Origin of the sequence: Paludisphaera mucosa (assembly GCF_029589435.1) — a bacterium.
Classification (GTDB): domain Bacteria; phylum Planctomycetota; class Planctomycetia; order Isosphaerales; family Isosphaeraceae; genus Paludisphaera; species Paludisphaera mucosa.
In genome coordinates this window covers 15,923-40,470 of the sequence record NZ_JARRAG010000002.1, presented here as the reverse complement: position 1 = coordinate 40,470, position 24,548 = coordinate 15,923, and the positions used below count along the sequence as shown (strand labels likewise).

At 71.2% G+C, this 24,548-nt stretch carries 19 protein-coding genes; 15 read left to right on the top strand and 4 right to left on the bottom strand.

Going from position 1 to position 24,548, the window contains the following annotated elements; all coding sequences use genetic code 11:
* Positions 1 to 103: 103 nt before the first annotated feature.
* Complete coding sequence (locus PZE19_RS09610) at positions 104 to 1,159, bottom strand: hypothetical protein (protein ID WP_277860390.1); 1,056 nt, start codon at positions 1,157 to 1,159, stop codon at positions 104 to 106.
* A 268-nt stretch (positions 1,160 to 1,427) separates the two neighbouring features.
* Here PZE19_RS09610 and PZE19_RS09605 point away from each other — a divergent pair, with 268 nt between their 5' ends.
* From PZE19_RS09605 to PZE19_RS09540, 14 genes are all read left to right on the top strand, one after another.
* Positions 1,428 to 1,910 carry a cupin domain-containing protein gene (locus PZE19_RS09605; RefSeq protein ID WP_277860389.1) on the top strand — a complete coding sequence of 161 codons (483 nt, stop codon included), beginning with the start codon at positions 1,428 to 1,430 and terminating at the stop codon, positions 1,908 to 1,910.
* A gap of 144 nt (positions 1,911 to 2,054) precedes the next feature.
* Positions 2,055 to 3,269, top strand: coding sequence for an SGNH/GDSL hydrolase family protein (locus tag PZE19_RS09600; RefSeq protein WP_277860388.1), 1,215 nt, complete (start codon positions 2,055 to 2,057; stop codon positions 3,267 to 3,269).
* Positions 3,266 to 6,751 (top strand): PVC-type heme-binding CxxCH protein, encoded by a 3,486-nt coding sequence (locus PZE19_RS09595; protein ID WP_277860387.1) that lies wholly within the window; start codon positions 3,266 to 3,268, stop codon positions 6,749 to 6,751. Before PZE19_RS09600 ends, PZE19_RS09595 begins: the two co-directional genes overlap by 4 nt.
* Positions 6,752 to 7,167: 416 nt before the next feature.
* Positions 7,168 to 8,370 carry a GspE/PulE family protein gene (locus tag PZE19_RS09590; protein WP_277860386.1) on the top strand — a complete coding sequence of 401 codons (1,203 nt, stop codon included), beginning with the start codon at positions 7,168 to 7,170 and terminating at the stop codon, positions 8,368 to 8,370.
* 135 nt (positions 8,371 to 8,505) lie between these two features.
* A complete protein-coding gene (locus PZE19_RS09585) occupies positions 8,506 to 9,588 on the top strand; it encodes a type II secretion system F family protein (protein WP_277860385.1) in 1,083 nt (360 codons plus the stop codon).
* A gap of 67 nt (positions 9,589 to 9,655) precedes the next feature.
* Positions 9,656 to 10,885 (top strand): type II secretion system F family protein, encoded by a 1,230-nt coding sequence (locus PZE19_RS09580; RefSeq protein ID WP_277860384.1) that lies wholly within the window; start codon positions 9,656 to 9,658, stop codon positions 10,883 to 10,885.
* A 34-nt stretch (positions 10,886 to 10,919) separates the two neighbouring features.
* Positions 10,920 to 11,165 carry a hypothetical protein gene (locus tag PZE19_RS09575; RefSeq protein WP_277860383.1) on the top strand — a complete coding sequence of 82 codons (246 nt, stop codon included), beginning with the start codon at positions 10,920 to 10,922 and terminating at the stop codon, positions 11,163 to 11,165.
* A gap of 1 nt (position 11,166) precedes the next feature.
* Entirely contained in the window at positions 11,167 to 12,384 is a 1,218-nt protein-coding gene (locus tag PZE19_RS09570; RefSeq protein ID WP_277860382.1) for a type II secretion system F family protein, read from the top strand.
* Positions 12,381 to 12,809, top strand: a complete 429-nt coding sequence (locus PZE19_RS09565) for a type IV pilus modification PilV family protein (protein ID WP_277860381.1) — start codon at positions 12,381 to 12,383, stop codon at positions 12,807 to 12,809. The genes PZE19_RS09570 and PZE19_RS09565 overlap by 4 nt, the downstream gene beginning before the upstream one ends.
* Positions 12,806 to 13,345 carry a PulJ/GspJ family protein gene (locus tag PZE19_RS09560; RefSeq protein WP_277860380.1) on the top strand — a complete coding sequence of 180 codons (540 nt, stop codon included), beginning with the start codon at positions 12,806 to 12,808 and terminating at the stop codon, positions 13,343 to 13,345. The genes PZE19_RS09565 and PZE19_RS09560 overlap by 4 nt, the downstream gene beginning before the upstream one ends.
* Positions 13,342 to 13,767: a hypothetical protein gene (locus PZE19_RS09555; RefSeq protein ID WP_277860379.1), complete on the top strand. Its 426-nt coding sequence runs from the start codon at positions 13,342 to 13,344 to the stop codon at positions 13,765 to 13,767. The genes PZE19_RS09560 and PZE19_RS09555 overlap by 4 nt, the downstream gene beginning before the upstream one ends.
* A gap of 17 nt (positions 13,768 to 13,784) precedes the next feature.
* On the top strand, positions 13,785 to 14,705 hold the full coding sequence (locus PZE19_RS09550) for a DUF1559 domain-containing protein (RefSeq protein WP_277860378.1): 921 nt from the start codon (positions 13,785 to 13,787) through the stop codon (positions 14,703 to 14,705).
* A gap of 28 nt (positions 14,706 to 14,733) precedes the next feature.
* Positions 14,734 to 15,693, top strand: coding sequence for a DUF1559 family PulG-like putative transporter (locus PZE19_RS09545; RefSeq protein ID WP_277860377.1), 960 nt, complete (start codon positions 14,734 to 14,736; stop codon positions 15,691 to 15,693).
* The gene (locus PZE19_RS09540; protein ID WP_277860376.1) at positions 15,680 to 16,585 is read left to right on the top strand and encodes a DUF1559 family PulG-like putative transporter; all 906 of its coding nucleotides are present in this window, start codon (positions 15,680 to 15,682) and stop codon (positions 16,583 to 16,585) included. The genes PZE19_RS09545 and PZE19_RS09540 overlap by 14 nt, the downstream gene beginning before the upstream one ends.
* Before the next feature lie 37 nt (positions 16,586 to 16,622).
* Here PZE19_RS09540 and PZE19_RS09535 read toward each other — a convergent pair whose 3' ends face one another.
* Both PZE19_RS09535 and PZE19_RS09530 read right to left on the bottom strand, forming a co-directional pair.
* Complete coding sequence (locus PZE19_RS09535; protein ID WP_277860375.1) at positions 16,623 to 20,663, bottom strand: DUF6797 domain-containing protein; 4,041 nt, start codon at positions 20,661 to 20,663, stop codon at positions 16,623 to 16,625.
* A 129-nt stretch (positions 20,664 to 20,792) separates the two neighbouring features.
* Positions 20,793 to 22,085, bottom strand: coding sequence for a hypothetical protein (locus tag PZE19_RS09530; RefSeq protein ID WP_277860374.1), 1,293 nt, complete (start codon positions 22,083 to 22,085; stop codon positions 20,793 to 20,795).
* 280 nt (positions 22,086 to 22,365) lie between these two features.
* Here PZE19_RS09530 and PZE19_RS09525 point away from each other — a divergent pair, with 280 nt between their 5' ends.
* Complete coding sequence (locus PZE19_RS09525) at positions 22,366 to 23,745, top strand: SGNH/GDSL hydrolase family protein (protein WP_277860373.1); 1,380 nt, start codon at positions 22,366 to 22,368, stop codon at positions 23,743 to 23,745.
* 2 nt (positions 23,746 to 23,747) lie between these two features.
* Here the strand turns inward: PZE19_RS09525 and PZE19_RS09520 are convergent, their stop codons facing one another.
* On the bottom strand, positions 23,748 to 24,245 hold the full coding sequence (locus PZE19_RS09520; RefSeq protein WP_277860372.1) for a DinB family protein: 498 nt from the start codon (positions 24,243 to 24,245) through the stop codon (positions 23,748 to 23,750).
* Positions 24,246 to 24,548: the final 303 nt, after the last annotated feature.

Sequence of the window (24,548 nt, the reverse complement as noted above, 5' to 3'; positions counted from 1 at the left end):
TAATACTCTTATTCCATCGGCTCATCAAGGGCGACGCTTGACGTAAATCCTCGCGACCGGGAGAGTCCCGGCCCCCGGCGGCCTCCCGGGCGGCCTCCCGGTCTCACCTCCGCCATTTTTTCGGCTGCGGCCAGGGCCGAGGCCGTTGCGGGGCCGTCCCGTCCCAGGCCCAGGGGGTGGCGATCCGCTGGAAGACCCGGAACCCCGAGCCGAAGACCACGAACGCCATGAACAGGAGGATGAGCGGCATCAGCGCGGGCAGGACCGCCAGGAAGAGGCCCAGGACCCAGAGCGCCACCCATCCCTTGACGAGCAGTCCGACGATGTCGATCACCCGGATCTTCGACGCCAGCTCCTGGAGCCGGCCGGCGGCGACGACCAGGTCGTCGAGGATCGTCCGCGAGGGGGCCGTCGGCGCGAAGCCGCCCCGGGGCCGACGGGGGACGGGGGGCTGCTGGAGGTCGGCGAGCGAGTCGCGGGCCCGGTCGATCGCCCCGGTCGCGCCGATGGGATCGGCGGCGATCGTTTGTTCGGCGTCTTCCAGCTCGTGGTTGATGAGACGAATCTCGCGGCCGTAGAGGTCCCCCTCGCCGCCCGATGGGCCGCCGCGGGCGACCGTCGCGGACACCGCCGCCACCTCGCGTCGGGCGTCCTTGAGCGTCTTGGCGGCGACCTCGTGGGCCAGGTTCAGGCGGTCCAGGCCCTCCTTGCAGACGCTCGACTCGTGCAGCAGCTCTTCGAGGCGGCCCGACGAGAGCATCGCCCGGGCCTCCTCGCTGGGCGCGACGCGGAAGGTCGAGGTCGACTGCATCCGCTGCTCGGCCTTGTTCCACAGCTCCATCACGGCCAGCCAGCGCTCCCAGAGCCGGTCGAGGTCGGCGGCGAGCTTCTCGTAGAGCGCCTTCGTCTCGCCGGTCATCGGCTCGGTGAAGTCCGGGTCGGTGGCCGGCAGGGCCTTGTGGCGGGTCCGCAGCGCGTCGATCTGGTCCATCAGGCCGACGGCCCGCTCGCGGAAGTCCTTGAACTGCTCCTCGGCGACCGCCTGGATCTGGCGGTTCCGCCGGTACAACATCAGCAAGGCCGCCACGCCCAGACCCCCGAAGAGGAGGATCAGGACCATCGGCAGGCGCATCTCGGGGAACGCGGACATCGACATCATCGCCGGAACCTCTCCCGTTGGCCGTCTCGCGTCGCGGGGCTTCCCGTCGCCCCGACTCGACGCCGCACCATGAGCTTCGTCGCGCGACGTCGCCTGTCGGGCGGGATCGCCTTCGATGGTGGGCGCATTTTCCGCAACCTGCGAAAATCGTTCCAATTCCGTCGACTCGTCGGGCGGCCGCCGGTCGCACGTTCCCCCGGAGCCGGTCCACACATTACCATCTGGGAGACGAAATCCCCTCGAATTCCCGCCTCCGGAGCCTGACCTCATGACGCGACGCACGCCGCTGTTCCGCCCCTCGACGGTCCTCCCCAGCCTGCTCGCCCTGGCCCTGGCCGCCGGCTGGGCCTGGCGCGAGGTCGCGCACGCGCAGGAGGCGAGGCCGATCACGACCTCGAAGACCGTGAACGTCGACGACGTGGCGATGTCGGTGTACAAGGACGAGGGGAAGCCGGTGGGCCGGGCGGGCCTCTATTTCGAGGGCCCGACCGAGCTGTGCTCCAGCCTGGTGGCGGGCCGGTTCGTGATCGACCCCGGGAAGTCGCCGCACCCGCCCCACGTCCATCCGGACGAGGAGATCCTGATCGTCGAGTCCGGCCGCGGCGAGATCTTCTGCGACGGCAAGACCATGAAGGTCGGCCCCGGCTCGGTGATGTTCTCGGCCCCCAACGTCCCGCACAACATCTCCAGCTCCGGGCCCGAGCCGGTCGTCTTCTACTTCATGAAGTGGCTCCCGAAGACGGCGAAGTGACCGTCGGCCCGTCTCGGCCCGGCGCAAGCCCTCGACCCGCCGGCGCCGGGGCGGTAGATTGCTTCCATGCCCCTTTGCCGCTTCCCGACCGGCGGGCGCGCCGGCCGGCCGCTCGCCCTCCCTCGTGAACGTCGGAGCCCGACCGTGCCCGCAGCCCGCCTTTCGCCCGCCCGGACCCTCCTCGCCGGGCTCCTCATCCTCGCGGCGACGGCCTCGACGGCCGTCGCCAAGCCGCCGCCGCCGCCGTGGGACTTCCATAGCGGCGACCGTGTCGTCCTGGTCGGCGACACGTTCATCGAGCGAGACCAGCGCTACGGATACCTTGAGACGAGCCTGACGCTCGCCAACCCGGACAAGGACCTGACGTTCCGCAACCTGGGCTGGAGCGGCGACACGGTCCGCGGGCTCTCGCGGGCCGGCTTCGACCCGCCCGAGGCGGGCTTCCGCGAGTTGAAGCGGCAGGTGACCGACGCCAAGCCGACCGTGCTCGTCGTCGGCTACGGCATGGCCGACTCGTTCGACGGCGAGGCCGGCCTCTCGCGGTTCGTCGAGGGCTACAACGCGTTCCTCGACGCCGTCGCGCCGCTCAAGGCCCGGCTCGTCCTGCTCTCGCCGCTGCCCCACGAGACCATGCCGCCGCCGCTGCCGGACCCCTCGGCGCACAACCGCGACCTGCGGCTCTACGCCGACGCGGTCCGCAAGATCGCCGAGGAGCGCGACGCCGCGTTCGTCGACCTCTTCGACGCGTTCGCCAAGGATCGCGCCCGCCTGGAGTCCCGGCCCACCGGCTCGGCCCCCGACACTGACGACGGCATCCACCTGACGGAGCTGGGCTCGTGGCGGCTGGCCAACCTCCCCGTCCTGGGATTGAACCCCGACCCGTCCTCGCACACCAAGGTCGTGACGGCGGGCGACGCGCCGGTCCGCTACGTCGCCGCCGGCCCGCTCCCGCCCCCCGCCTCCCCGCAGAAGGGCGAAGATTCGGCCGACGCCCGGAAGCTCAAGGTCGAGAAGCTGAAGCCCGGCCGCTACACGCTCAAGATCGACGGCCGCGCGGTCGCGACGAAGACCGACGCGGAATGGGCCGCGGGGCAGACGATCCCGATCGTGCCCGAGGCCGAGCAGGTCGAGAAGCTCCGCGCGGCGATCAACGCCAAGAACCTGCTCTTCTTCTACCGCTGGCGGCCGCAGAACATCACCTACCTGTTCGGCTTCCGCAAGCACGAGCAGGGCCGCAACGCCGTGGAGATCCCCCAGTTCGACCCGCTGGTCGACGCGAAGGAGAAGGAGATCGCCGCCTTGCGCAAGCCCGTCCCGCACACCTACGAGCTGGTCCCCGAGAGCGAGGCCTCCCGATGAGCATCCGATCCCGGCGCGGGAGCGCCTTCCCCCGGGGCCTGGCCGTCGCGGCGGGCCTGGTCTTCGCCCTCTCGACCTCGTCGCGCGCCCAGAACGCGGTCGGGCCGCCGCCGGATCCGGATCCCGAGGTCGAGCGGCGGTCGTTCATCGTCGCCGACGGGTTCGAGGTGAACCTCTACGCGGCCGACCCGCTGATCGCCAAGCCGATCCAGATGAACTTCGACCCCGCCGGCCGGCTCTGGATCGCCAGCTCCGAGGTCTACCCCCAGATCAAGCCCGGCCAGGAGGCCAACGACAAGATCCTCGTGCTGGAAGACAAGGACGGCGACGGCCGGGCCGAGAAGACGACGGTCTTCGCCGACGGGCTGCTGATTCCCACCGGGGTGGAGCCGGGCGACGGCGGCGTCTACGTCGCCAACAGCACCGAGCTGCTCCACCTGAAGGACACCGACGGCGACGGCAAGGCCGACTCCACCCGCGTCGTGCTCTCGGGCTTCGGCACCGAGGACACGCACCACCTGCTGCATACGCTGCGGTGGGGCCACGACGGCATGCTCTATTTCAACCAGTCGATCTACATCCACAGCCACATCGAGACCCCCCACGGCGTGCGTCGGCTGAACGGCGGCGGCATCTGGCGGTTCCGCCCCGAGACGATGGAGCTGGACGTCTTCATCCGCGGCCTGGTCAACGGCTGGGGCCATCAGGTCGACGCCTGGGGCCAGTCGTTCGCGACCGACGGCGCGGGCGGCGAGGGGATCAACTACTGCCTGCCGGGCGCCTACTACGTCACCGCGGTCGACGCCGTCCGCCTGCTCAAGGGCCTGAACCCGGGCAGCCCGAAGTACTGCGGGCTGGAGGTCGCCAGCGGTCGACACCTGCCCGACTCCTGGCAGGGGAGCCTGCTGACCAACGACTTCCGCGGCAACCGAGTCTGCCGGTTCGTCGTCAGCGACGACGGCGCGGGGTTCTCCTCGCGCGAGCAGTCCGAGCTGATCAAGACGAAGCACGTCTCCTTCCGGCCGATCGACGTCCTGATGGGCCCGGACGGGGCCATCTACATCGCCGACTGGTACAACCCGATCATCCAGCACGGCGAGGTCGACTTCCGCGACCCCCGCCGCGACCACACCCGGGGCCGGATCTGGCGCGTCACCGCCAAGAACCGCCCGGTCGTCGAGCGGCCGAAGCTCGTGGACGCCGCCGTCCCGGCCCTGCTCGAAGCCCTCAAGGCCCCCGAGGAATACACCCGCCGGCAGGCCAAGCGCGTCCTCAAGGAGCGCGGGCCCGCCGCGGTCGGTCCGGTCCTGTCGGACTGGGTCGCCACGCTCGATCCCGCCGACCCCGACTTCGAGCGCAATCGGCTCGAAGGGCTCTGGACCTTCCAGGCGCTCGACGTCGCCCGGCCGGCCCTGCTTGAAGAGGCCTTGAACTCGAAGGACGCCCGCGTCCGGGCGGCGGCCGCGCGGATCGTCCCCTTCTGGAAGAGCCGGGTCACCGACCCCGACGAACTGCTGGCCCCGCTGGTCGCGGACGAAGCCCCGCGCGTCCGGCTGGAGGCCGTTCGTTCATTGGCGCGGATGCCGAACGAGAAGTCGGCGGAGCTGGCGCTCAAGGCGCTCGACAAGCCGGTCGACGGGTTCCTCGACTACGCCCTCTGGCTGGCCGCGCGCGACCTGGCCCCCGCATGGCTGCCCGCCGTCCGGGCCGGCCGCTTCGACTTCGGCGGAGACGCCCGCCGGCTGGTCTTCGCCCTGGAATCCATGGGCTCGCCCGACGTGCTCCAGCCCTTGCTGGCCCTTTACAAGGAGGGCCGCGTCCCGCACGAACAGGACGCCGCCGCCCTGAACCTGATCGCGGCCGTGGGCGGCCCGGCCGAGCTGGGGCTGCTGCTGGACCTGATCGGGAAGAAGGACGCCCTGCCGCCCGCCCGCCAGTCGGCCCTGCTCACGGCCCTCGTCCGCGCCGGCCGCGAGCGCAAGATCGTCCCCGCCGGCGACCTCGCGCGGATCGGCCCGCTCCTGACCCAGCCCGACGAGTCTCTGCGGTCGGCGGCGGCCGCGGCGGTCGGCGCGTGGAAGATCGCCGGCCTGCGGCCGAAGCTCGCCGAGCTGGCCGTCGCCGCCGAGGCCTCGGCCCCCCTGCGGCTGGAGGCCATCCGAGGCCTGATCGCGTTCGCCGACCCCGAATCCGTGGCCCTCGTCGCCAAGCTCGCCGAGCCGGGAGGCGACTCCCTGGGCCAGACGCTGGCGATCGCCTCGCTGGCCTCGCACGACCCGGCGGCCGTCGCCGACCGCGCCGCGAAGTGGCTCGCGGGCCTGAAGGCCGCCCGCCTGAACGAGGCGCAGGCCGTGCTGACCTCGTTCCTGGGCCGTCGCGACGGCCCGGCCGCGCTGGCGAAGGCGCTGGCGGCCGTGAAGCTCGACCCCGACCTGGCGAAGCTCGCCGTCCGCGACATCCGCGCCAACGGCCGTTCGGCGCAGGAGCTGATCGACGCCCTGGCGAAGTCCGGATCGCTGGGCGACACCAACCGGACGTACCCTCCCGAAGAGAAGGCGTCGATCCTCGCCGAGCTGGCCAAGGGCGACCCCGTCCGGGGCGAGGCGATCTTCCGCCGCGAGGACATGACCTGCCTGAAGTGCCACGCGATCGCCGGGGCCGGCGGCCAGGTCGGCCCCAGCATGGAGAGCATCGGCGCGAGCGCCCCGATCGACTACCTGCTCGACTCGATCCTGGAGCCCAACAAGGCCGTCAAGGAGAACTTCCACGCCACGGTCGTCGCCACCAACGAGGGCCGGATCGTCACGGGCATCCGCGTCCGCCAGACCGATTCCGAGCTGGTCCTCCGCGACGCCGAGGACCAGGAGATCGCCATCCCCCTCGACGCGATCGAGGAGCAGAAGGTCGCCGGCTCGATCATGCCCGCCGGGCTCACCGAGCCCCTGACCCGGCCCGAGCTGGTCGACCTCGTCCGCTTCCTGTCCGAGCTGGGCAAGATCGGCGACTACGCGGTCAGCAAGGAGCGCGTCCTGCGGCGCTGGCGGGCGCTCGCCAGCACGAAGGAGGCCGCCACGGCCATGATCCGGTCGAGCGTCGAGGCCGTGATCCAGGGCCAGGACGCGCTGCCCTGGAAGACCGCCTACGCGACGGTCGGCGGCCGGCTGGTCCCGAGCGAGCTTCCGGCGAACCCCCGGGTGAGCGGCGCCCCGCCGATGACGCTCGTCCGCTCCGACGTCGAGGTCACCACCCCCGGCGCGGTGCGGCTGAAATTCGACTCGGCCCGCGACCTGGCCTTCTGGATCGACGGCCGCCGCGTCGAACCCGACCCGAAGGCCCCCGACGCCCTGACCGTCGAACTCGACCGCGGCGTCCACGCCCTCTACGTCGGCTTCGAGCCGGGCCGACGCGGCGACGGCTTCCGATGCGTCCTCGAAGACGTCGAAGGCTCCCCCGCCCAGGTCCGGCCCGTCCTCGGGAAGTAACCTCCCATAACGGCCTTCCCCCCCTCGCGGGGGAAGGAGGCCCGAAGGGCCGGATGAGGGGGAGACGCGCATGAAAACCTGTGGAATTCGAGTCGGCTGAGTTCTTCGGGGGAAGAACGCAAAGACATTCACATTCAAGTGTGACAGCTTCCTGACGCGTCTTCCCCCTCATCCGGCCCTTCGGCCACCTTCCCCCGCGAGGGGGGAAGGCCGTTGAGATTAGAAAAGGGGCTTCCCATGGCCGAGCCTCCGCTTGAACGACCTTCCTCGCCGCCGCCCCCGGCGGATGCGGGCGCCTGCCGGCCCGCCTGCCCGGCGTGCGGGGGGAAGCTCGTCGAGCGCAAGGGGAGCTGATCTGCTCGCGCTGCCATACCATCTGCGAGACCTGCTGCGAGGGCGGACGGGGGTGAACTGACATGGCCGCGACGCCCCTGTCCGACAGCCTGAAGGCGCTGGATCCGAACAATCCCCAGTACGCCTCCTCGGTCGTCGACGCCCTGCTCGCCGCGGCCGTCGCCGCGGGCGCGAGCGACGTCCACGTCCATCCGATCGAGGACGGGTTGGACGTCCGCTGGCGGGTCGACGGCGTCCTCCATCCGGTCGCGACCCTGCCGCGGCGGGGCGCTCCGAACGTCGTCGCCCGGCTCAAGGTGCTGGCCGAGCTGCTGACCTACAAGACCGACTCCCCCCAGGAGGGCCGGATCCGCCGCGAGCCCGGCAAGGTCGAGATGCGACTCTCGACGTTCCCCACGCTCCATGGCGAGAAGGCCGTGGTCCGCCTCTTCGCCGGGCCGGGCCGCTTCCTCGTCCCGGACGACCTGGGACTCCCCGAGGAGGTCCGCGTCGCGCTGTCGGGGCTGCTCGACGAGACGACCGGGGCGATCGTCCTGGCCGGCCCGGCGGGCAGCGGCAAGACCACCACGATCTACGCCTGCCTCCGCGAGCTGGCCCGCCGCACCGAGGGCCGGCGCAGCCTGGCGACGCTCGAGGATCCGATCGAGGCGGCGCTCGATGGCGTCTCGCAGTCGCAGGTCGACGTCGCGGCCGGCCTGACCCTCGAAGCGGGCCTCCGCGCCCTGCTGCGGCAAGACCCCGAGGTCGTCGCCGTCGGCGAGATCCGCGACCGCGCGACCGCCGAGACGACGCTGCAAGCCGCCCTGACCGGCCACCTGACCCTGACGACTTTCCACGCCGGCAGCGCCTGCGAGGTCGTCGGCCGCCTGCTCGACATGGGCATCGAGCCCTACGCGATCCGCAGCGGCCTCCGCGCCGTGATCGCGCTGCGGCTGGTCCGGAAGCTCTGCCCGGCCTGCTCGGTCGCGGTCGACGACCCGGCCGGGTTCCTGGGCCTGGCCGTTCATTCGGCCCGCACGGCTCGGGGATGCCCGCAGTGCGGCGGTTCGGGATTTGCCGGTCGGATCGTGCTCGCCGAGATGCTCCCGCCCCTAGACGACGAACTCGGCCGCGCCGTCCTCGCCCGCGCCGACGTCCGCCGCCTGGAAACGATCGCCGTGGAGTCCGGCATGACCACCCGCTGGGCCCGCGCCCGGGCCGCCGTCGAAGAAGGCCGCACGTCCCCCGCCGAGGTCCGCCGCGTGCTCGGCATGACCGACCGCTGAGCCCCGGAATCCCATCCCGACCGGCTGGCATCCGACAAATGTAAGGAATCGCGGGCGGGCCGCTTGACGCCCTGTGACAATTGTGATAGACCTGATTCTGTCACAGTTGTCATAGGCCGCGGAGGGCGGGGTCCGATGGCGAGCACGGGTTCGGAGGGCGGGGGCGTCCGGCCGGTGTCGGTCGAGGAGCTGGTCGCGCTCAACGAGGAGATCGCGGCCCTGGTGAGGGCCGGCTCGCCGCTGGAGGCGGGCCTGGGGCGGTCGGGTGCGGAGCTGCCCGGCAACCTGGGCCGCATCGCCGCGACGCTCTCCGAGCGGATGAAGCGGGGCGAGAGCCTCGTCGAGGCGCTCGACGCCGAGAAGGCGACGATCCCCCCGCTGTACCGCGCGGTGGTCGAGGCCGGCGCCCGGACCGGGAACGTTTCGGCGGCCCTCGAAGGGATGACTCGCTACCTGCGCGGGTTCGCCGACGCCCGCGACGCGGTGGGGCTGGCGCTCTGGTACCCCCTGGTCGTCGCGACCCTGGCCTACATCCTCTTCGTCGGCATCGTGGTCGTGGTGGCGCCGCGTTTCGGGGCCGCGTTCACGTCGCTCGGGCTGCCGGCGACGCGGGCCCTCGACGTCGTCGTGTGGCTGGGCCGGACCGCCTGGCTCTGGTGGCCGATCTGGCCGATCGCCCTGGCGGCGATCGCCGTGGCCTGGGTGCGATCGGGGCGGGCCTCGCGGTTCGACGCCGGCTCGTGGACGTTCCTGGGCCTCTTCCCCTGGATGCGGTCGCTGGTGAGGGACTACCAGTCGGCGGGCTTCGCCGAGCTGCTGGCCCTCTTGCTGGAGAACCAGATCGCCTACCCGAAGGCCGTGACGCTCGCCGCCGAGGCGACGGGGAACGCCGCCCTGATCGCCGAGGCCCGCGCGATCGCCGGTGACCTGGAGCGGGGGCGTTCGGCCCAGGAGGCCGTCGCCGGCGGGGCGTTCCGGTCCTTCTCGCCGATGCTCCGCTGGGTGCTGGCGCACGGCCGGTCGGAGGGCTCGATGGTCCGGGCCCTGCGCAACCTCGCGCCGATGTACCGCACCCGCGCCGCGCTCACGGCCGAGAAGATGCGGGTCCTGCTGCCGGCGCTCGTGATCATCCTGGTGGGCACGTCGGCGACCTTGCTCTACGCCCTGACCCTCTTCCTGCCCCTGTCGGGGATGCTCAACGAGCTGGCCGGCCCCTGAGGCGTCGTCCCGACGTCGTGCATCCCCGAATCTTCGAATCCGACTTGTAGTCGAGGCCGCGTCCGTCATGATCGAGTCGCGCGAGAATCACGGGGGGGGCGGGGGCCTGACCCCCGGCGAGGCGAACCGGCTGTCGGAGCACGTCGCCGGGGTCGCCGAGGCGGGCTTGCCGCTGGGGCCGGGCCTGCGGGCGCTGGCCGAGGAATCGCCGCGCGGCGCGTTCCGCGACACGCTGCGGGGGCTGGCCGACTCGATCGAGCGCGGCGTCCCCCTGGAAGCGGCGGTGGATGACGAGGCGAGCCGGATCCCGCCCCACCTCCGCGGGCTGATCCGAGCGGGGCTCCGCACGGGCAACTTGGGCGACGTCCTCGGCCGGTTCTCGGCCGTCGCGAGCGTCGGCGCCGACCTCAAGCGGAGCTTCTGGATCGGCATGGCCTACCCGTTGCTGGCCATCAGCCTGGCCGGCGTGCTGTTCGTGCTGGTCGACCTGCTCATCGTGGGGAAGTTCGAGGCGATCTTCCTCGATTTCGGCGTGCCGCTGCCCACGCTGACGCGGTTCATGCTGCAGGTTTCGCACGCGGTCCGCCTGCTCTGGCCGGCCGTGCTGGCGGCCGTCCTGGCGATCGTCGCCGGCTGGGCGTTCGTCGGCCTGATCTTGCCGCGTGCGAGCCGCAACAGCCTGCTCGGCCGGCTGCCGATCTTCGGGCCGCTCTGGCGGTTCACGTCGTGGGCGGAGTTCTGCCACCTGCTGGCCATGCTCCTGGAAGCCGACCTGCCGCTCCCCGAGGCGCTCCGGCTGACCGGCTCGGGGGTCGAGAACAACGACGTCGACCTCGCCTGCCGCGCCATGGCGCGGAGCGTCGAGCAGGGCGCCTCGCTCTCCGCCGCCATGCAGGGGGGGGCCGTCCCGGCCCCGACGGGCCCGTTCGACCACCTGGCCCGCCCCAAGCCCCAGTGGGACGACGTGAGCGGGGCCCCCGCCGACAAGGACTTCGGCCCCGCCGAGGCCCCGCCGCTGGGAGACCTGCTGGAGGTCGAGGCGGGCTCGCGGGCGATCCGCCGGTCGATGCCCGAGGGGCTCCCCAGGCTTCTGCGGTGGGCGGAGGGCCGCTCGGCGATCGCCGAGGTGCTGCACATGGCCGGCGAGACCTTCCAGTCCCGCTCCCGGGCCGAGGCGTCGTTCGGCGGCGGCGTCGTGGCCTTCCTGGCCACGGTCGGCGTCGTCGCGGGCGTCTTCATCGTCGTCATCGGAATGTTCCTGCCCCTGATCACGCTCATCTCGAAGCTTTCGGGCTGAATCGAAGACCCTTCAGACAAGGAGACCAGGATCCATGAAGACGATGACCAGGCTAGCCGCCCTGCGGTTGTGCGACGACGCCTCGGCGGTGCGGGCCGCCCAGGCGATGTGCTATGCGGCCGGGCCCGCCGTCCTCATCGCGGCGATCGGCGGCCTCGTGCGGATGGAGGCGACGCGGGTCGAGTTGCTGATCGGCGTCCTGGCGGCGGCCGGGCTGGCCGTCGGCCTCGTGGCCCTGGGGACGGTCACCGGCCTGGTCGCCGAGCAGCGGAGACGTTGACATGAGCCAGGGGCCGGGGGCGAACGAGGCGCGCGCGACTTACTCCGCGGCCGAGCCGTGGCGGCTCTGGCACATGCTCGTGCTGGTCCTGAACGTGGCGGTCTTCTTATGGGCCTACACCGCCATCGGCGGCTGGGCCGTCGTCCTGCTCATCCTCCTGCTCGTCACCCTGATCGTGGGCTGGGTGTTCATGGCGATCCGCGGCCACGCCAGCCAGCAGCACGCGCTGCTCTGGATGCTGGCGATCGCCGCCGAGCACCGCATGCCGCTGGCGACGACCGTGGAGGCGTTCGCGAACCAGTACCGCGGCTGGTTCCGCCGCCGCGTGCTGAGGCTCGCCGCGCTCCTGGACCAGGGGGCCAGCCTCTCCTTCGCCCTGCGGGACGTGCGGGGCCTGGCGTCGGCCGACTCGGCGATGCTGGTGGAGATGGGCGAGGAGAGCGGTCGCCTGGGGCCGACCCTGCGGAGGGCGGCCGCGATCCAGTCGAGCCGCTCGGCCGTGGGAGCGACCCTCGCCTCGCAGGCGAGCTACCTGCTGATCCTCCTCTTGATCACGCAGGTGATCACGGGATTCCTGCTCTACTTCATCGTGCCCAAGTTCGAGGCGATCTTCCTGGACTTCGGAGTGGCCCTGCCGACGTCGACCAAGATCATGCTCTCCGGCGCGCACTTCGCGACCTCGCAGCTCCTCGTGCCGATCTGGCTCCCGCTCCTGACCCTCGGCCTCCTGTTCATCATCCCCCGAGCCCTGACCGGAGGGGCGGGCTTCGACTTCCCGCTGATCGGCCGCCTCTTCCGGCGGCGGCACGCGGCGCTGATCCTGCGTTCGCTGGCGATGACCGCCGAGTCCAAGCGGCCCATCGAGGACGGCCTGCACACGCTGGCGAGCCGCTACCCAACGCGCTGGGTCCGACGGCGGATCGCGGCGGCCGAGGACGAGGTGCGGCGCGGCGTCGACTGGCGCGAGGCCCTGGCGCGGCAGGGGTTGATCCGCGCGACCGATCACGAGGTGTTGAACACCGCCGCGGCCGTCGGCAACCTCCCCTGGGCGATGAACGACCTGGCCGACGCGGCCGATCGTCGCACGGCCCTGCGGATGTCGCTGCTGGCCCAGGCCATCTGGCCGTTCGTGATCCTGTCGCTCGGGGCGCTCGTCATGTTCCTGGCGGTCGGTTTCTTCGCTCCGTTGGTCGAGCTGATCGGGAGGCTTGCGGGATGATCGCGGCACGAAGGCGATCCGCGCGACGCGGGTCGTTGCTGATCGAGACGGCGATGTCGGCCCTGATGCTGATGATCGCCATGACGCTGATCACCAAGGTGGTCGCCTCCGTCGCCTCCGAGCGACGGGCCTGGGACCGCCGCCGGTGCGCGACGGCCGAGGCCGCCAACGTCATGGAGCGGCTGTCGGCGCGTCCCTTCGACGCCCTGGCGACCGGCCCCGTCCCGGGGCTGGCGCTGGCCCCGGAAGCGGCCCGCGCGCTGCCGGGGGCCGAGTTGAAGGCGGACGTCGTCGCCGACGACCCCGCCGGCGGCGCGGGTTCGAAGCGGATCGGCCTGCAACTCCGTTGGCGCAATCGAAGCGGCGGCTGGGACGCCCCGGTGCGGCTGACGACCTGGGTCCACCGCCGGAAGGAGAAGTCATGAGCACCCCGGCGAATCGACGGTCGCAAAGTAGACGCCGCGGCGTGACGCTGGTCGAGCTGATGGTCCTGCTGACGGCCGTCGCGCTCATGCTCGGGACCTGCGTGATGCTCCTGGGCCTGGCGATGCGGCTGGAGGCCGACGGCCGGGCCGCGTTCGAGCGATCCGAGGCGCTCGACCGCCTGGCGGGGCGCTTCCGGGCCGACGTCCACGAGGCGCGAGGCGTCGCCCTCGACGGCCGGACCCTCAAGCTGCAACCCCGGCCCGGGCGGGCCGTCGAGTACCGCGTGGCCGACGACGGGGCGGTCTCGCGCGTCGTCGTCGAGGGGGGCAAGGATGCGGCGCGAGAGCCGTACCGCATCCCCCAGGCCGTCGCCGCCCGGCTGGAGATCCGCGAGATCGAAGGCCGACGGTTCGCGGCGATCGTCGTCGACGTCCAGCCCCGGAAGGACCGGATCGATCCGGTCCGGCCCGTGGAGATCCTGGCTCTCGCGGGCAAGGGCGCGCCGGCCGGGAAGCCGGAAGGAGGCAAGCCGTGAGAATCCCCCCCAGGCGATCGCGCCGCCGCGGCCTGACCTCGGTCGCCGTGCTGGTCCTCCTTTTCGTGATCGCGCTCGTCGGTGCCTCGCTGGTGCGGCTGAGCGTGACCTTCCGCGACCGGGCCCGCGCCCACGATCGGAGCCTGCAATCCGAGCTGCTCGCCGACGCGGGCCTCGACCGGGCGTTCGCCCGGCTCTCGGCCGCGCCCGGATACACGGGCGAACGCTGGGAGATCCCCGCCGAGGCCCTCGGCGCGGCGTCCGGCGCTGGCCCCGGGACCGCGGCGCTGGTGACGATCCGCGTGGAAACGGCCTCCCCCGGCGGCGGGGCGCGGACGGTCCGCGTCCAGGCCGACTATCCCCCCGACCCCCCGCGCCGCGTCCGATCGAGCCGGGAAGTCGTCCTGTCCGACACGCCCTGATATCGAGGAGTCCCGTCATGACATCGCGTCCGTCGCCCGTCCCCGGCACGTCCCGCCGGCCGGCCTTCACGCTGATCGAGTTGCTGGTGGTGATCGCGATCATCGCCGTCCTGGTCGCGCTCCTGCTGCCCGCCGTCCAGTCGGCTCGCGAGGCCGCGCGGCGGGTGACGTGCGTCAACAACCTGATGCAGGTCGGCCTGGCCCTGCACAATTACGAGGGGGCCTTCGAGGTCCTCCCCCCCGGCGTGGTCGACGAGGGCAAGGGCCCCGTGCTCGACCAGGCCAAGGGCTACGGCTTCGGCTGGGTCGCCCGCCTGACGCCGTACATGGAGCTGAAGAACGTCTACAACCACTTCAACTTCAACGCCAGCCTCTACGATCAGGCGAACCTCACGACCCGGGGGAACCTGGTCCATTCGTTCCTCTGCCCGTCGGCCGACGCGGGCAAGTCGCGGAACGCCCAGGGGATCCCGCTGACGAGCTACGCCGGCGTCCACCACGACGTCGAGGCCCCGATCGCGGCCGACAACCGTGGCGTGCTCTTCCTGAACAGCGTGATCCGCTACGAGGAGATCCCCGACGGCACCAGCCAGACCCTGTTCGTCGGCGAGAAGCTCAACGACGGCCTCGACCTGGGCTGGGCGTCGGGCACGCGGGCCAGCCTGCGGAACATGGGGACGATGCCCAACGCCAACTCGACCCAGCTGGTCTGGACCGAGGCCGGCCCCGTCGATCCCGCCACCCTGCTGGCCCCCGGCGGGCCGCCCGACCAGGCCCTCAAATACGTCGGCGGCTTCGCCAGCCGGCATCCCGGCGGCGTCAACTTCGTGTTCGGCGACGGCTCGGTGCGGTTCATCAAGTCATCCGTCCAGGCCGAGATCTACCGCCGGCTCGGCAGCCGGGCCGATGGCGAGATGATCGACTCCTCGTCGTACTGACCCGCGGCCGGTCGAAGGGGGGCGGACCATGAAACGCACGTCGGGCTTCTCGCTGATCGAACTCATCATCGTGCTGGGCGTGATCGCCGTCATCCTGGCCCTGATGCTCCCCGTCCTGCGGGGCGGGACCGAGGCGGCGCGGCGGATCCAGTGCATGAACAACCTGAAGCAGATCCACCTGGGCCTCCACGGCTACCACGCGACCCACGAGGTCTACCCGCCGGGCGTCGTCGACGGTTCGCGGCCCTTCTCCGAGACGGGGGCCGTGATGCGGACGCCCTGGACGGCGATGCTCCTGCCCTTCTGCGAGCAGCGGGCCGTCTACGACACGCTGAATTTCGACGCCGGGGCCGCGGACGCCGCCAACTCGACGGCGCGGCGGACGACCATCAATATGATGGCCTGTCCGGACTCGCTCCCCTACGGCGGCTGGGTCGGATCTTCGAGGAGCGTCCTGGCCGGTTCCGCGGGGCAGGTCACGTCGCCCGAGTTCGGCCGCACGAGCTACGCCGGGTGTCATCACGAGATCGAGAAGGCCGTCGACGTCGACGACCACGGCGTCTTCTTCCTCAACAGCCGCGTCCGCGCGGCCGAGGTCTTCGACGGCCTCTCGCAGACGATCTTCGTGGGCGAGGTCGTCGCGCCGGCGGCGACGGGCTGGCTCGTGGGCGGGCGCGGCTCGCTCCGCAACACGGGGGCGGCGATCAACGGCCTCGACGCCGCCGCGCTCGGCGACGCGGCGAAGTCGGAAGCGTGGCGCTCTTCGGGACGTACGCCCGCGGACCTGGAGGCGCTGATCGTCGACCAGCGCATCACCCCGCCTCCCGGGTACGTCGGCGGGTTCGGCAGCAACCATCGCGGCGACGGGGCGGTCTTCGTCTTCGGCGACGGCTCGGTCCGGTTCCTGAGGGCCTCCATCGACCCGACCGTCTTCCGGCGGCTGGGTCATCGCGACGACGGGGAGGAGATCGATGATGGCTCGTTCTGAAGGCCGCCGCGGCTTCACGCTGGTCGAACTCATGGTGGTCGTCGGCATCATCAGCGTGCTGATCGCGCTCCTGCTGCCGGCGGTGCAGTCGGCCCGCGAGATCGCGCGCCGGATGCAGTGCACGAACAACCTGTTCCAGGTCGGCCTCGCCCTGGAGAACTACCACTCGTCGAACCGCGTCTATCCGCCCGGGGTGGTCGATTTCCAGGGACCCGTGACGAGCGACCCGACGGGCTATCGCTTCGGCTGGGCCGCGCGGCTGCTGCCGTTCCTGGAGCAGAGGAACGTCTACAACCACCTCAACTTCCGGCTGGGAGCCTTCTCCGACGGCAACGCGACGGCCGTGGAGGTCCGGATCTCGACCTTCCTGTGCCCTTCGAACCCGAGCTCGACGGGCACGAACTACGCGGCGTGCCACAACGACCTCGAGGGCCCGATCGACGTCGACAACCACGGCGTCTTCTTCCTCAACAGCCGCGTCCCCCGCGAGGACCTCGTCGACGGGCCGGCGTTCACGTTCTTCGTCGGCGAGTCGGGGCGGTCGACGCTCTCGTTCGGCACCTGGGCGATGGGGACGGCGGCCACGCTCCGCAACACGGGCTGGGGCCTCGACGACGAGGGCCGCCCCGACGTCGCGTTCGCGACGAAGTCGTCGCAATCGGGCCTCAGGCCGGGCCAGGCCTTCGACCCGGTCGTCCTTCAGGCCATGATCGACAACGGCGAGATCGACGCCGACCTGGTCGGCGGCTTCTCGAGCTTCCACACGGGCGGCGCGAACTTCCTGTTCGGCGACGGCTCGGTGCGGATGCTCAAGAGCCGGATCAACCGCGGCGTCCTCCAGGCCCTGGCCCATCGCTCCGACGGCGTGCTCGTCGACGGCGAGGCGTTCTGAGCCGGATCGCCGCACGAGACGTTACGGTCCGAAGTCTTCACTCGACGGTCATGACGCCGTTCATGACCATCCAGTGGCCGGGGAAGCTGCACAGGTAGGGGTAGCGTCCGGGCGAGTCGGGGGCCTTGAAGTAGATGGCGGCCTCGGTCCCGGGGTCGACGACGTCGACGTAGACGAGGACGTCCTCGGTCTTCGGGATGTAGTTGCGGGCGGCGGCGTCGGGCTCGGCGATGATCTTGTTGACCAGGTCGCCGACCGTCGCCAGCGTCCCGGGCCGGAGCAGGACCCAGTTGTGGGGGACGACGTCGGGGTTGAGGAACGTCAGCTTGACCGCCTCGCCCGCCTTCACCTTGATCGCCGGCACGGTGTAGGTCAGGTTCCGGCCCGCGGCGATCTCGATCGTGCGCGCCCGGGGGATCTTGGTCGCCCAGGGGTTCGGAGTCCTCTTGAATTTCAGGGCGGCCATGTCGGCCAGCCGGGGGTGGGCCGCGACGATCTTGGGCGTCGGCTTGTAGCCCTCGAACCCGGTGAAGGGCGGGGCCAGCTTGTGGACGGTCGCGAAGAGTTCCTGGGGCGGGCCGGCGTCGACGTCCAGGCGGAGGTGGAGCGTGTCGACGGGCTGGATGTCGGGGATCTCCAGGAACAGCGTGCGGCCGTCGCCGACGACGTGCGCGGCTCGGATCGGCAGGACGTCGTGGCCGGGGGTCCCCGGATGCCGGGTCGAGTATTCGAGCGAGCCGTAGCCGCTGCTGTAGCGGTAGTTCCAGGCCTGCGCGAAGCACGCGCCGGGACGGCCGACCACGGCCGGATCGACGGGCTGGTGGAAGGTCAAAACGACGCCGTTCTCGACCGCGTGGATCGACCGCGGGGCCTGCACCGGGTCGCCCGTGTAGCGCAGCCGCTGGAAGCAGCCGTCGAGCGAGGTGTACGTCCCCCAGCCGGCCTGGCCGCAGACGTAGAGCTGGCCGTCGCGCGGGCTGAACCGGCCGCGATGGATCCCCGACAGGAAGTCGCCGGGGATCGGCGAGACGGCCCCCTGGGGCTGGCCGTCGACCTCGTCGCGGAGCAGCAGGAACGCGCCCCCCGCGCCGAACGAGAGGTGGATCTGGTTCCCCTGGAACGGGGCCCAGCGGTCGCTCGTGACCTCGACCTGCTCGGAGCTGGAGTTGTCGATCCCGCGGGGCAGGTAGACGAGGGGCAGGGCGGGGGGCTCGTCGTTCTTCGGGCCGGGATAGCCGTAATGGCGGCCGGGCCGGATCTCGCAGACCTGCGACGTGGGCACCCACTCGCCCTCGGACTGGGGGACGGTCAACACGCCCGACCGGGTGAGGCCCAGCCCGTCGGGGTTGCGGAATCCGGTGGCGAGGACCTGGGGCGGGCCGCCGTCGGGCGGGATGCGGAGGACGCCCTGGGGTCCGGAGGCCGTGTAGAAGTTCCCGGCCGCGTCGCGCTGGAGGCCGCAGATGAAGTCGTGGCCGGCGGGCGAGGTCGTGTAGGCGTTGTCGACGCAGCGGAGGAAGTCGGCCTCGCCGTCGCCGTCGAGGTCCTGGAGTTCCGTGATCTGGTCGCGGCCCAGGACGTAGACCTTGCCGTCGGCGGCCACAACGCCCTGCGGCTGGTGCAGGCCCGAGGCGAACCGTTTCCAGGACACGTTCGCCAGGCCGTCGTCGAGGCCTGAGACGCGCCAGACGTCGCCTTCCATCGTGGCGATCATCGCCGTGCCGTCGGCGAGGAAGTCGAGGCCGCTGAAGAACATCAGGGCCTTCCAGGGGTTCTCGAACGGGGGCTCGATCGTGTCGATCGCGAACGGCCGAGACTGGCCGGGCCGGCCGTGGGTGACGAGCACCTGGGGCCACTGCGCCCCGCCCCCGCGGGTGAGGTCGCGGAATCGGTGGGTCGCGGCCGGGCCGGCCTCGCGGACGAAACCGCCCTTCTCGTCGGCCCAGGGGGCGTCGAGCCACTCCTCCCCGTCGAACGTGTAGGAGAAGATGACTCGCTTGCCGTGGCGGTAGTACCCTTTGTAGACGAAGGGCTTGCTCGGCGCGGTGGCCGCGGGCTTCGGCAGCGGCTTGCCGTCGAGGATCAGGCCTTCCATGAAGCCGTGCCGGACGCTGGAGAAGCGGACGAACCCGCCGGTCCAGAGGGCCTCGTAGTTGAGCGTCTGGGGGTTGAAGCAGGCGGACAGCTCGCCCTTCTCGCCCAGCCGCAGGCAGACCGCCTTGGGGATGGTCTCGCCGTTGACGCGGAAGACGCCGCCGAGGACCGTCCCCAGGTCGGATTCGTTCCACCGGCCGTCGGCCCAGGTGCTCTCATTCTGGTTGCCCCAGTGGCCCTGCTTGCCGCCGTCGAGGCCGGGATACATCGGAAGCAGGGGGGGCGGCGAGGGCTGCTTGCGGAAGAAGTCGGCTTCCTTGGCGTAGAAGTCGAAGATCCGGTTGCGGTTCACGTGATCGGCGGCGCTCGTGTAGAACTCGGGCCGGAGGGGCTTCTGGTCGTAGTCGAACTCCGCGGGCGCGTGGGCGTGCGCGGGGAGCGTCAGCGAGGGTGTCGCCGTGCCCTCGGCGCCGAGCTTGAGCAGGAAGCTCAGGAGGTCGCTCCGCTCACGGGGCGACATCGTGGCGGCCAGGCCTTCGGGCATGAGCGTGCCCAGGGGCTTGCTCTCCTCGATCGCGTTCTTGGGCACCGGGACGATGTCGCCGAGCGCGACGTCGCGCACCTTGATCGCGGTCGGCGTCTCCTCGACCTTGTAGCCCTGGAGCAGCCGGCCGTCGTCGAGCGCGAAGGCGAAGGCCTCGTAGCCCTCCTTGACCTTGAGCCGGGGCCAGAGGACCGACGCCACGACGTCCTCGGGCGGCATCGTCTTGACCAGCGCGGTCAGCTCGGGGCCGATCGTGCCCCCCTGGTCGCCGACCTTGTGGCAGGAGAAGCAGGTGAACCGGACGTCGGTGAACACCGCCGCGCCCCGGGCAGGGTCGCCGTCGCGGCGGGCGGCGTCGAGCACCGTCGCGACCTCCTGCGCCTGCGCCGGCGAGAGGCCCGCGGCCGCGGCGGCCGGAGTCGGGGCGGGCGGGGGGGGGACGGGCGTGCGCGGGGTCGGCTTGGGGCCGGGCGCCGCGCCGTCGAGCTGCGGGACGAGCCAGTCGAGGCCGTCGAGGTTGTCGCGGAGCCGCTCCTCGGCGTCGTCCTGCGTGTGGCCGAGGATGCCGATCCGGCCCTTGTAGCCGCTCTCGCGGATCAGCTTCAACAGGCCCAGGTCGAGCCCCCCCTGGCCCAGCGGCAGGATCTTGCGGGCACCGCCGTCGCCCCCCGGATCCATGCCGTTGATATTCAGGGCGAGGAGGTACGGCATCATCGTCTGCAAGAGCGGCTTCAGGCGCTCGACGTGGGGATGGCCGTGGTGCAGGTTGTAGACGAGGCCGACGTTCGCGATCCCGTCCTTCTTGAGGCGTTCGATGATGGCGATCTGATTCTCGGGCTCGCCGAACCAGCCGCCGTGGTTGTACAGGGCGACGGTGCAGCCGATCTCGGCCGCGGCCTGGGCGAGCGGCTTGACCCGCGCGGCGCCTTCTGTCACTCGCCTCTCCTGCTCGGCCCCGGTCGCCTTGTCGGGCCCGAAGTCGGTCAGGACCCAGAGCTGCGCCTTGGCGTTATGCCGCTTCAGCACGTCGAGGATCCGCTTCGAGTCGTCGTTCAGCTCGGCGGGGCCCCAGAAGGCGTCGAGGCTCACGCCGTGCCGCTTGAGGGCCTCGAACTCCTCGTCGAACGTCGGGACGTGCTCGGCCCGCCAGTCGTAGGCGAAATGCTTGAAGCCCAGCCGTTCGAGCATCGCCGCGCGCTCTTCCGGGTTCCGCTTCTTCGAGTCGAACGGGACGATGCACCAGGCCGTCAGGTTCTCGCGCGCGAAGAGGGACGAGTCGGCCCTGGCGTCCTTCGGGACCTCGGCGGGCGGCGAGCCCCCGGCTTCGATCCGCAGCACCTGGGCGCGGATCAGGTCGGCCGCCAGGAGCGAGACGAGCCCGAGGAAGAGGCCCCAGGCGATCCTCCGCGAGCGACGGGCGGGCGAGGGCGGCTTCGGCATGAGTGAACCCTTCGGTGGCCGGGCGGGGTGGTGGACGGTGGGCGTGCGGCGACGGATCGGTCCCGACCCCCTCAGGTTATCGCCCCCGAGCGGCCCGGGCAATCGTCGCGACGCCTGCGCGGGGTCGCGTCAGGGCGAGGCGCGCCAGTAGTCCGGCAGGCCGGGCTTGGTGGCGAGCAGGATCTCGAGGATCGCCCGGCGCTCCTCGGGGGTGCGGCGGGCGAAGGCCGGCGACGGGTCCTTGCCCGTCAGGACGTCCCAGAGCCGGCGGTAGGTCCGCTCCTTGACCGGGGCGGGGAGGGCGTCGAACGCCTTCGAGTAGATCAGGTAGCTGCAGGGATACTTGAACAGCCGGGTCGTCAGGTCGAAGTCGCGCAGCGAACGCCCCTGGGGGTCGCGCGGGCCGCGGGCGGCGAACTCGGCGGCGAACGCGGACGAGCCCTCGACGCGACCGGCCAGCGGGGCCTCGTCCACGAACAGCATGTACTTCACGAGCTGCTCGGCCGGGCCCTCGTAGCGCCTGGCGGTGCTCTCGGAGATCGTCCCTTCCAGCTCGCCGAACGCCTTGCTGATCTCCCTGGCGTACTGGATCGCCAGCTTCGCCTGATAGTTGGCGACGGTGATCAGGTTCTGCATCTTGACCTGATGCTCCAGGACGAGGAGCGCGACGATGTCGCTGTGGGGCGAGAGGTAGGGCTTGAGGCTGAGCCGCCCCGCGAGGTCGAGCACGTCGCCCGCAGACTGGACTTCCAGCGGCTCAAGTTTCTCGCGCGGCGGGGTCAGGACGTTCCCCATGTGGGCCTGGCCGCCCGCCTTGCCGGTGACGTACCAGCCCCCCCAGCGCTCCTTGAGCGGGCTCTCGTGGGTGCTGGTGAAGCTCCCCGAGCTGAAGACGGGGCGTCCGGTGGGATCGGTCTGGATCGACCGCACCATGTGGCCCGGGACGTCCTGCGTCTTGCCCGAGACGTGGCACTGGAGGCAGTCGTGCGTGCGCCGCTCGATCTCGGGCGGGCCGTCGGCCTTCTGTTCGATCAGGTAGAAGACCCCGCCCAGCTCGGGATCGACGGCCGAGAACTCCAGCGTGTCGCTCCCCTGCACGAACCCGACGTACACCTCGTCGTTGAAGTACAACGCCCGGGGCGATCGGGGCGAGATCTTCGTGACCTGGAAGCTCGTCTTGGAGAAGACCAGGACCTGCGACGAGACCGGGACGTCGAGCGCCCTGAGCACCGCGCGGAGGTATCCCTGCGGGCCTTCCTTCTCAAGGACGACCTGCTTCGACTCGACGAGACGCTTGAGCCCGGCGACGGGGTCGTGGGCCTCGGCCGTCAGGTAATTGATGGGCTCGCGGTCATAGGGCAGGTCCGCGCGGGCCGCGATGCAGGAAGCCACCAGGCCGGCCGCCATGAATCCTTGCGCCACGACCCGGCGCGCGAGAGAGCATGGGGCCGGCTCCTGGCGGTGTCTGCATGACTCGTCGACGGGAGCCGGGAGGTCCGAGGACGAGAAGGATTCGATGGAATGGCTCGAATCGTGGATCACAATGTGAAATTATCACACGCCGGCGCGTCCCCCAAGGCTGCACTTCGCCAGTTCTTCACTTTGTGCACCTAGCCGGCTCGCGTTGACAAAAAACAACGGCCGGTCCCTAATCCGGGCGTTCGTCGGGGAAGGCTGCACGGACGTCGGGGGCTGGCGCGCGATGGATCGACGCAGGCGAGCGGTTCGGGTGCTGGTCTATGCGAGCTGGCTGGGCGTGCTCGGCCTGGCCCTGCGGATCGGCGGGACCGCGTTCGACACGAACCCCGAGCACCTCGTAGGGCTCCTCGGGTTGGCCTACCTGGCGGCCTGGGGGCCTTATTTCGTCTTCTCGCCGCACGGGCCCGCGGGGACGCTCGGGCGGTTCGCGCTCTGCACCGGCGCGCTCGGGCTGGCGCTGGGGGCGATGGAGGTCCCGGCAATGCTCCGGCTGGTCGATTACCGCGTCGTCTTCACCGCGCCGACGCCCCCCTGGCAGCGCGCGGGCAACGGGCCCGATCCCGACCTGATCTACGTCCGGCGGCCCCACCAGAAGACCCGATTCCGCTACGACGGGGCCGAGCTGTACGGCCTCCGCGGCGCGAAGCCCTGGCGACGCTACAACTGCGAGCTGGTCACCGACGCCCACGGCTTCCGCAACCCGACCGACGCGGCCCGGGCCGACGTCGTCGTGATCGGCGACTCGTTCATCGAAGGCCTGCACGTCGAGGCCGACGCGCTCGTGACCTCGCAACTCGCCGAGATGCTGGGGCGCAGCGTCGTGAACCTGGGCCGGACGGGCTACGGCCCGCAGCAGGAGGCGAACGTCCTCCGCCGTTACGGGGTCGCCCTCAAACCGTCCGCCTGCGTCTGGGCCTTCTACGAGGGCAACGACCTGCAGGACCTGCACGAGTTCGACGCCAACCGGAAGAACCTCCGCTACATCCTCGACGAGCGACGGTCCGACGGCGTCTACGGCCGGAGCTTCGTGCGCAACGGCCTGGGCTTCGCGATCCGGAACTGGCTCCGACCCGATGCCACGCGGCCGGCCGCGGCGTACACGGGCCTGTTCACGGACCGCGACGGCCGGGAAGTGCCGATGGTCTTCGGCACGGGCATCCAGCACGGCGCGGGGGGGCCGGAGTTCCCCCGGGGGACCTCTCCCGAGCTGGAGCGGATCCGGGCGATCCTGGCCGACGCCCGGGCCCTGTGTCGCGAGCACGGCGTCGACCTCGTCGTCGCCTTCGTGCCCGCCAAGTTCCGCGTCTATCGCGACCTCTGCCGGTTCGCGCCCGACTCGCCCTGTACGGCCTGGCCTAGCGACGACCTCCCCGACGACGTCGGGCGCGTGGTCGCCGGGCTCGGACCGGACGTGGGCTTCGTCGACCTCACGCCGCCGTTCCGCGCGGCGGCCGAGGCGGGCGGGCTCGTCTACCTGCCCGACGACACGCACTGGTCGGAAGAGGGCCACCGCCTGGCGGCCGAGGCGCTCGCCCCGGTGCTGGAGAGTCGCCTCGACCGTCCTCGCGAAGGCCGCGTCGCCTCCGCCCCCCCCCGGCGCTGACCTCAGGCGATCGACGTCCCGGCGACGACGAACGTCTTGGTCATGAGCTTCCTCAACAGCTGGATCTCGCCGGTGTGCCGGGCCTCGTCCTGCATGGCGACGAGGATCGTGCGGCGCGCCGAGCGCTCGGTCTTGCCTGGGTCGGCCGTGTCCAGCTGGTCGGGCGAGAGGGCGGCGTAGACTTCGCGCAGGCGGCGGTGCTGCTCCGAAAGGGCGGTCACGACGACGGCCAGCGTCGGCCATTCTTCGGGCCGCGTGTGCGCCGGGTTGCTCTCCCAGCTGAACATCTTCTGCCAGCCCGCCGGCATCTGCGCCGTGAGGCCCAGCGCCCGCGAAGCCAGGAACTCGGCCACGACGAACGCATGGCCGGCGTGCCACAAGCACGAATTTTGCAGGTTCGGGGGCGCCCATCTTGCGTGTACGTCGTCGAGACCCTTCAGGACGTCGAGGGTCTTGGCGCGGACGTCGTCCCACAAGGTCAGCAGAGTCTGATCGGCCATGGTCGTGCTCAGCGCCCCGATCGGACCGGGGCGGCGACTCCTGAAACGGGTTCTGGAACTCGGCTCGCAAGCCCCCACGGGCGGGAGCGGCTTCCGGAATATCTCCTAGGGTCGGACCCGAGGAGCCCGGTGGCAAGGCCAGTTCGTCCCATCCCGTCGCGGGGGGGCTTTCCGGAAACGCCCGGGCGGCGAATAATCTGAACAAATGTCATGTACCGTCGTCGGAATTTCCTTGCGTGCCGGCCGTAGCGATCGTGATGATTTGAAGAACACGAAGCCGGAGCAGGACGCGGGGTTCATCTC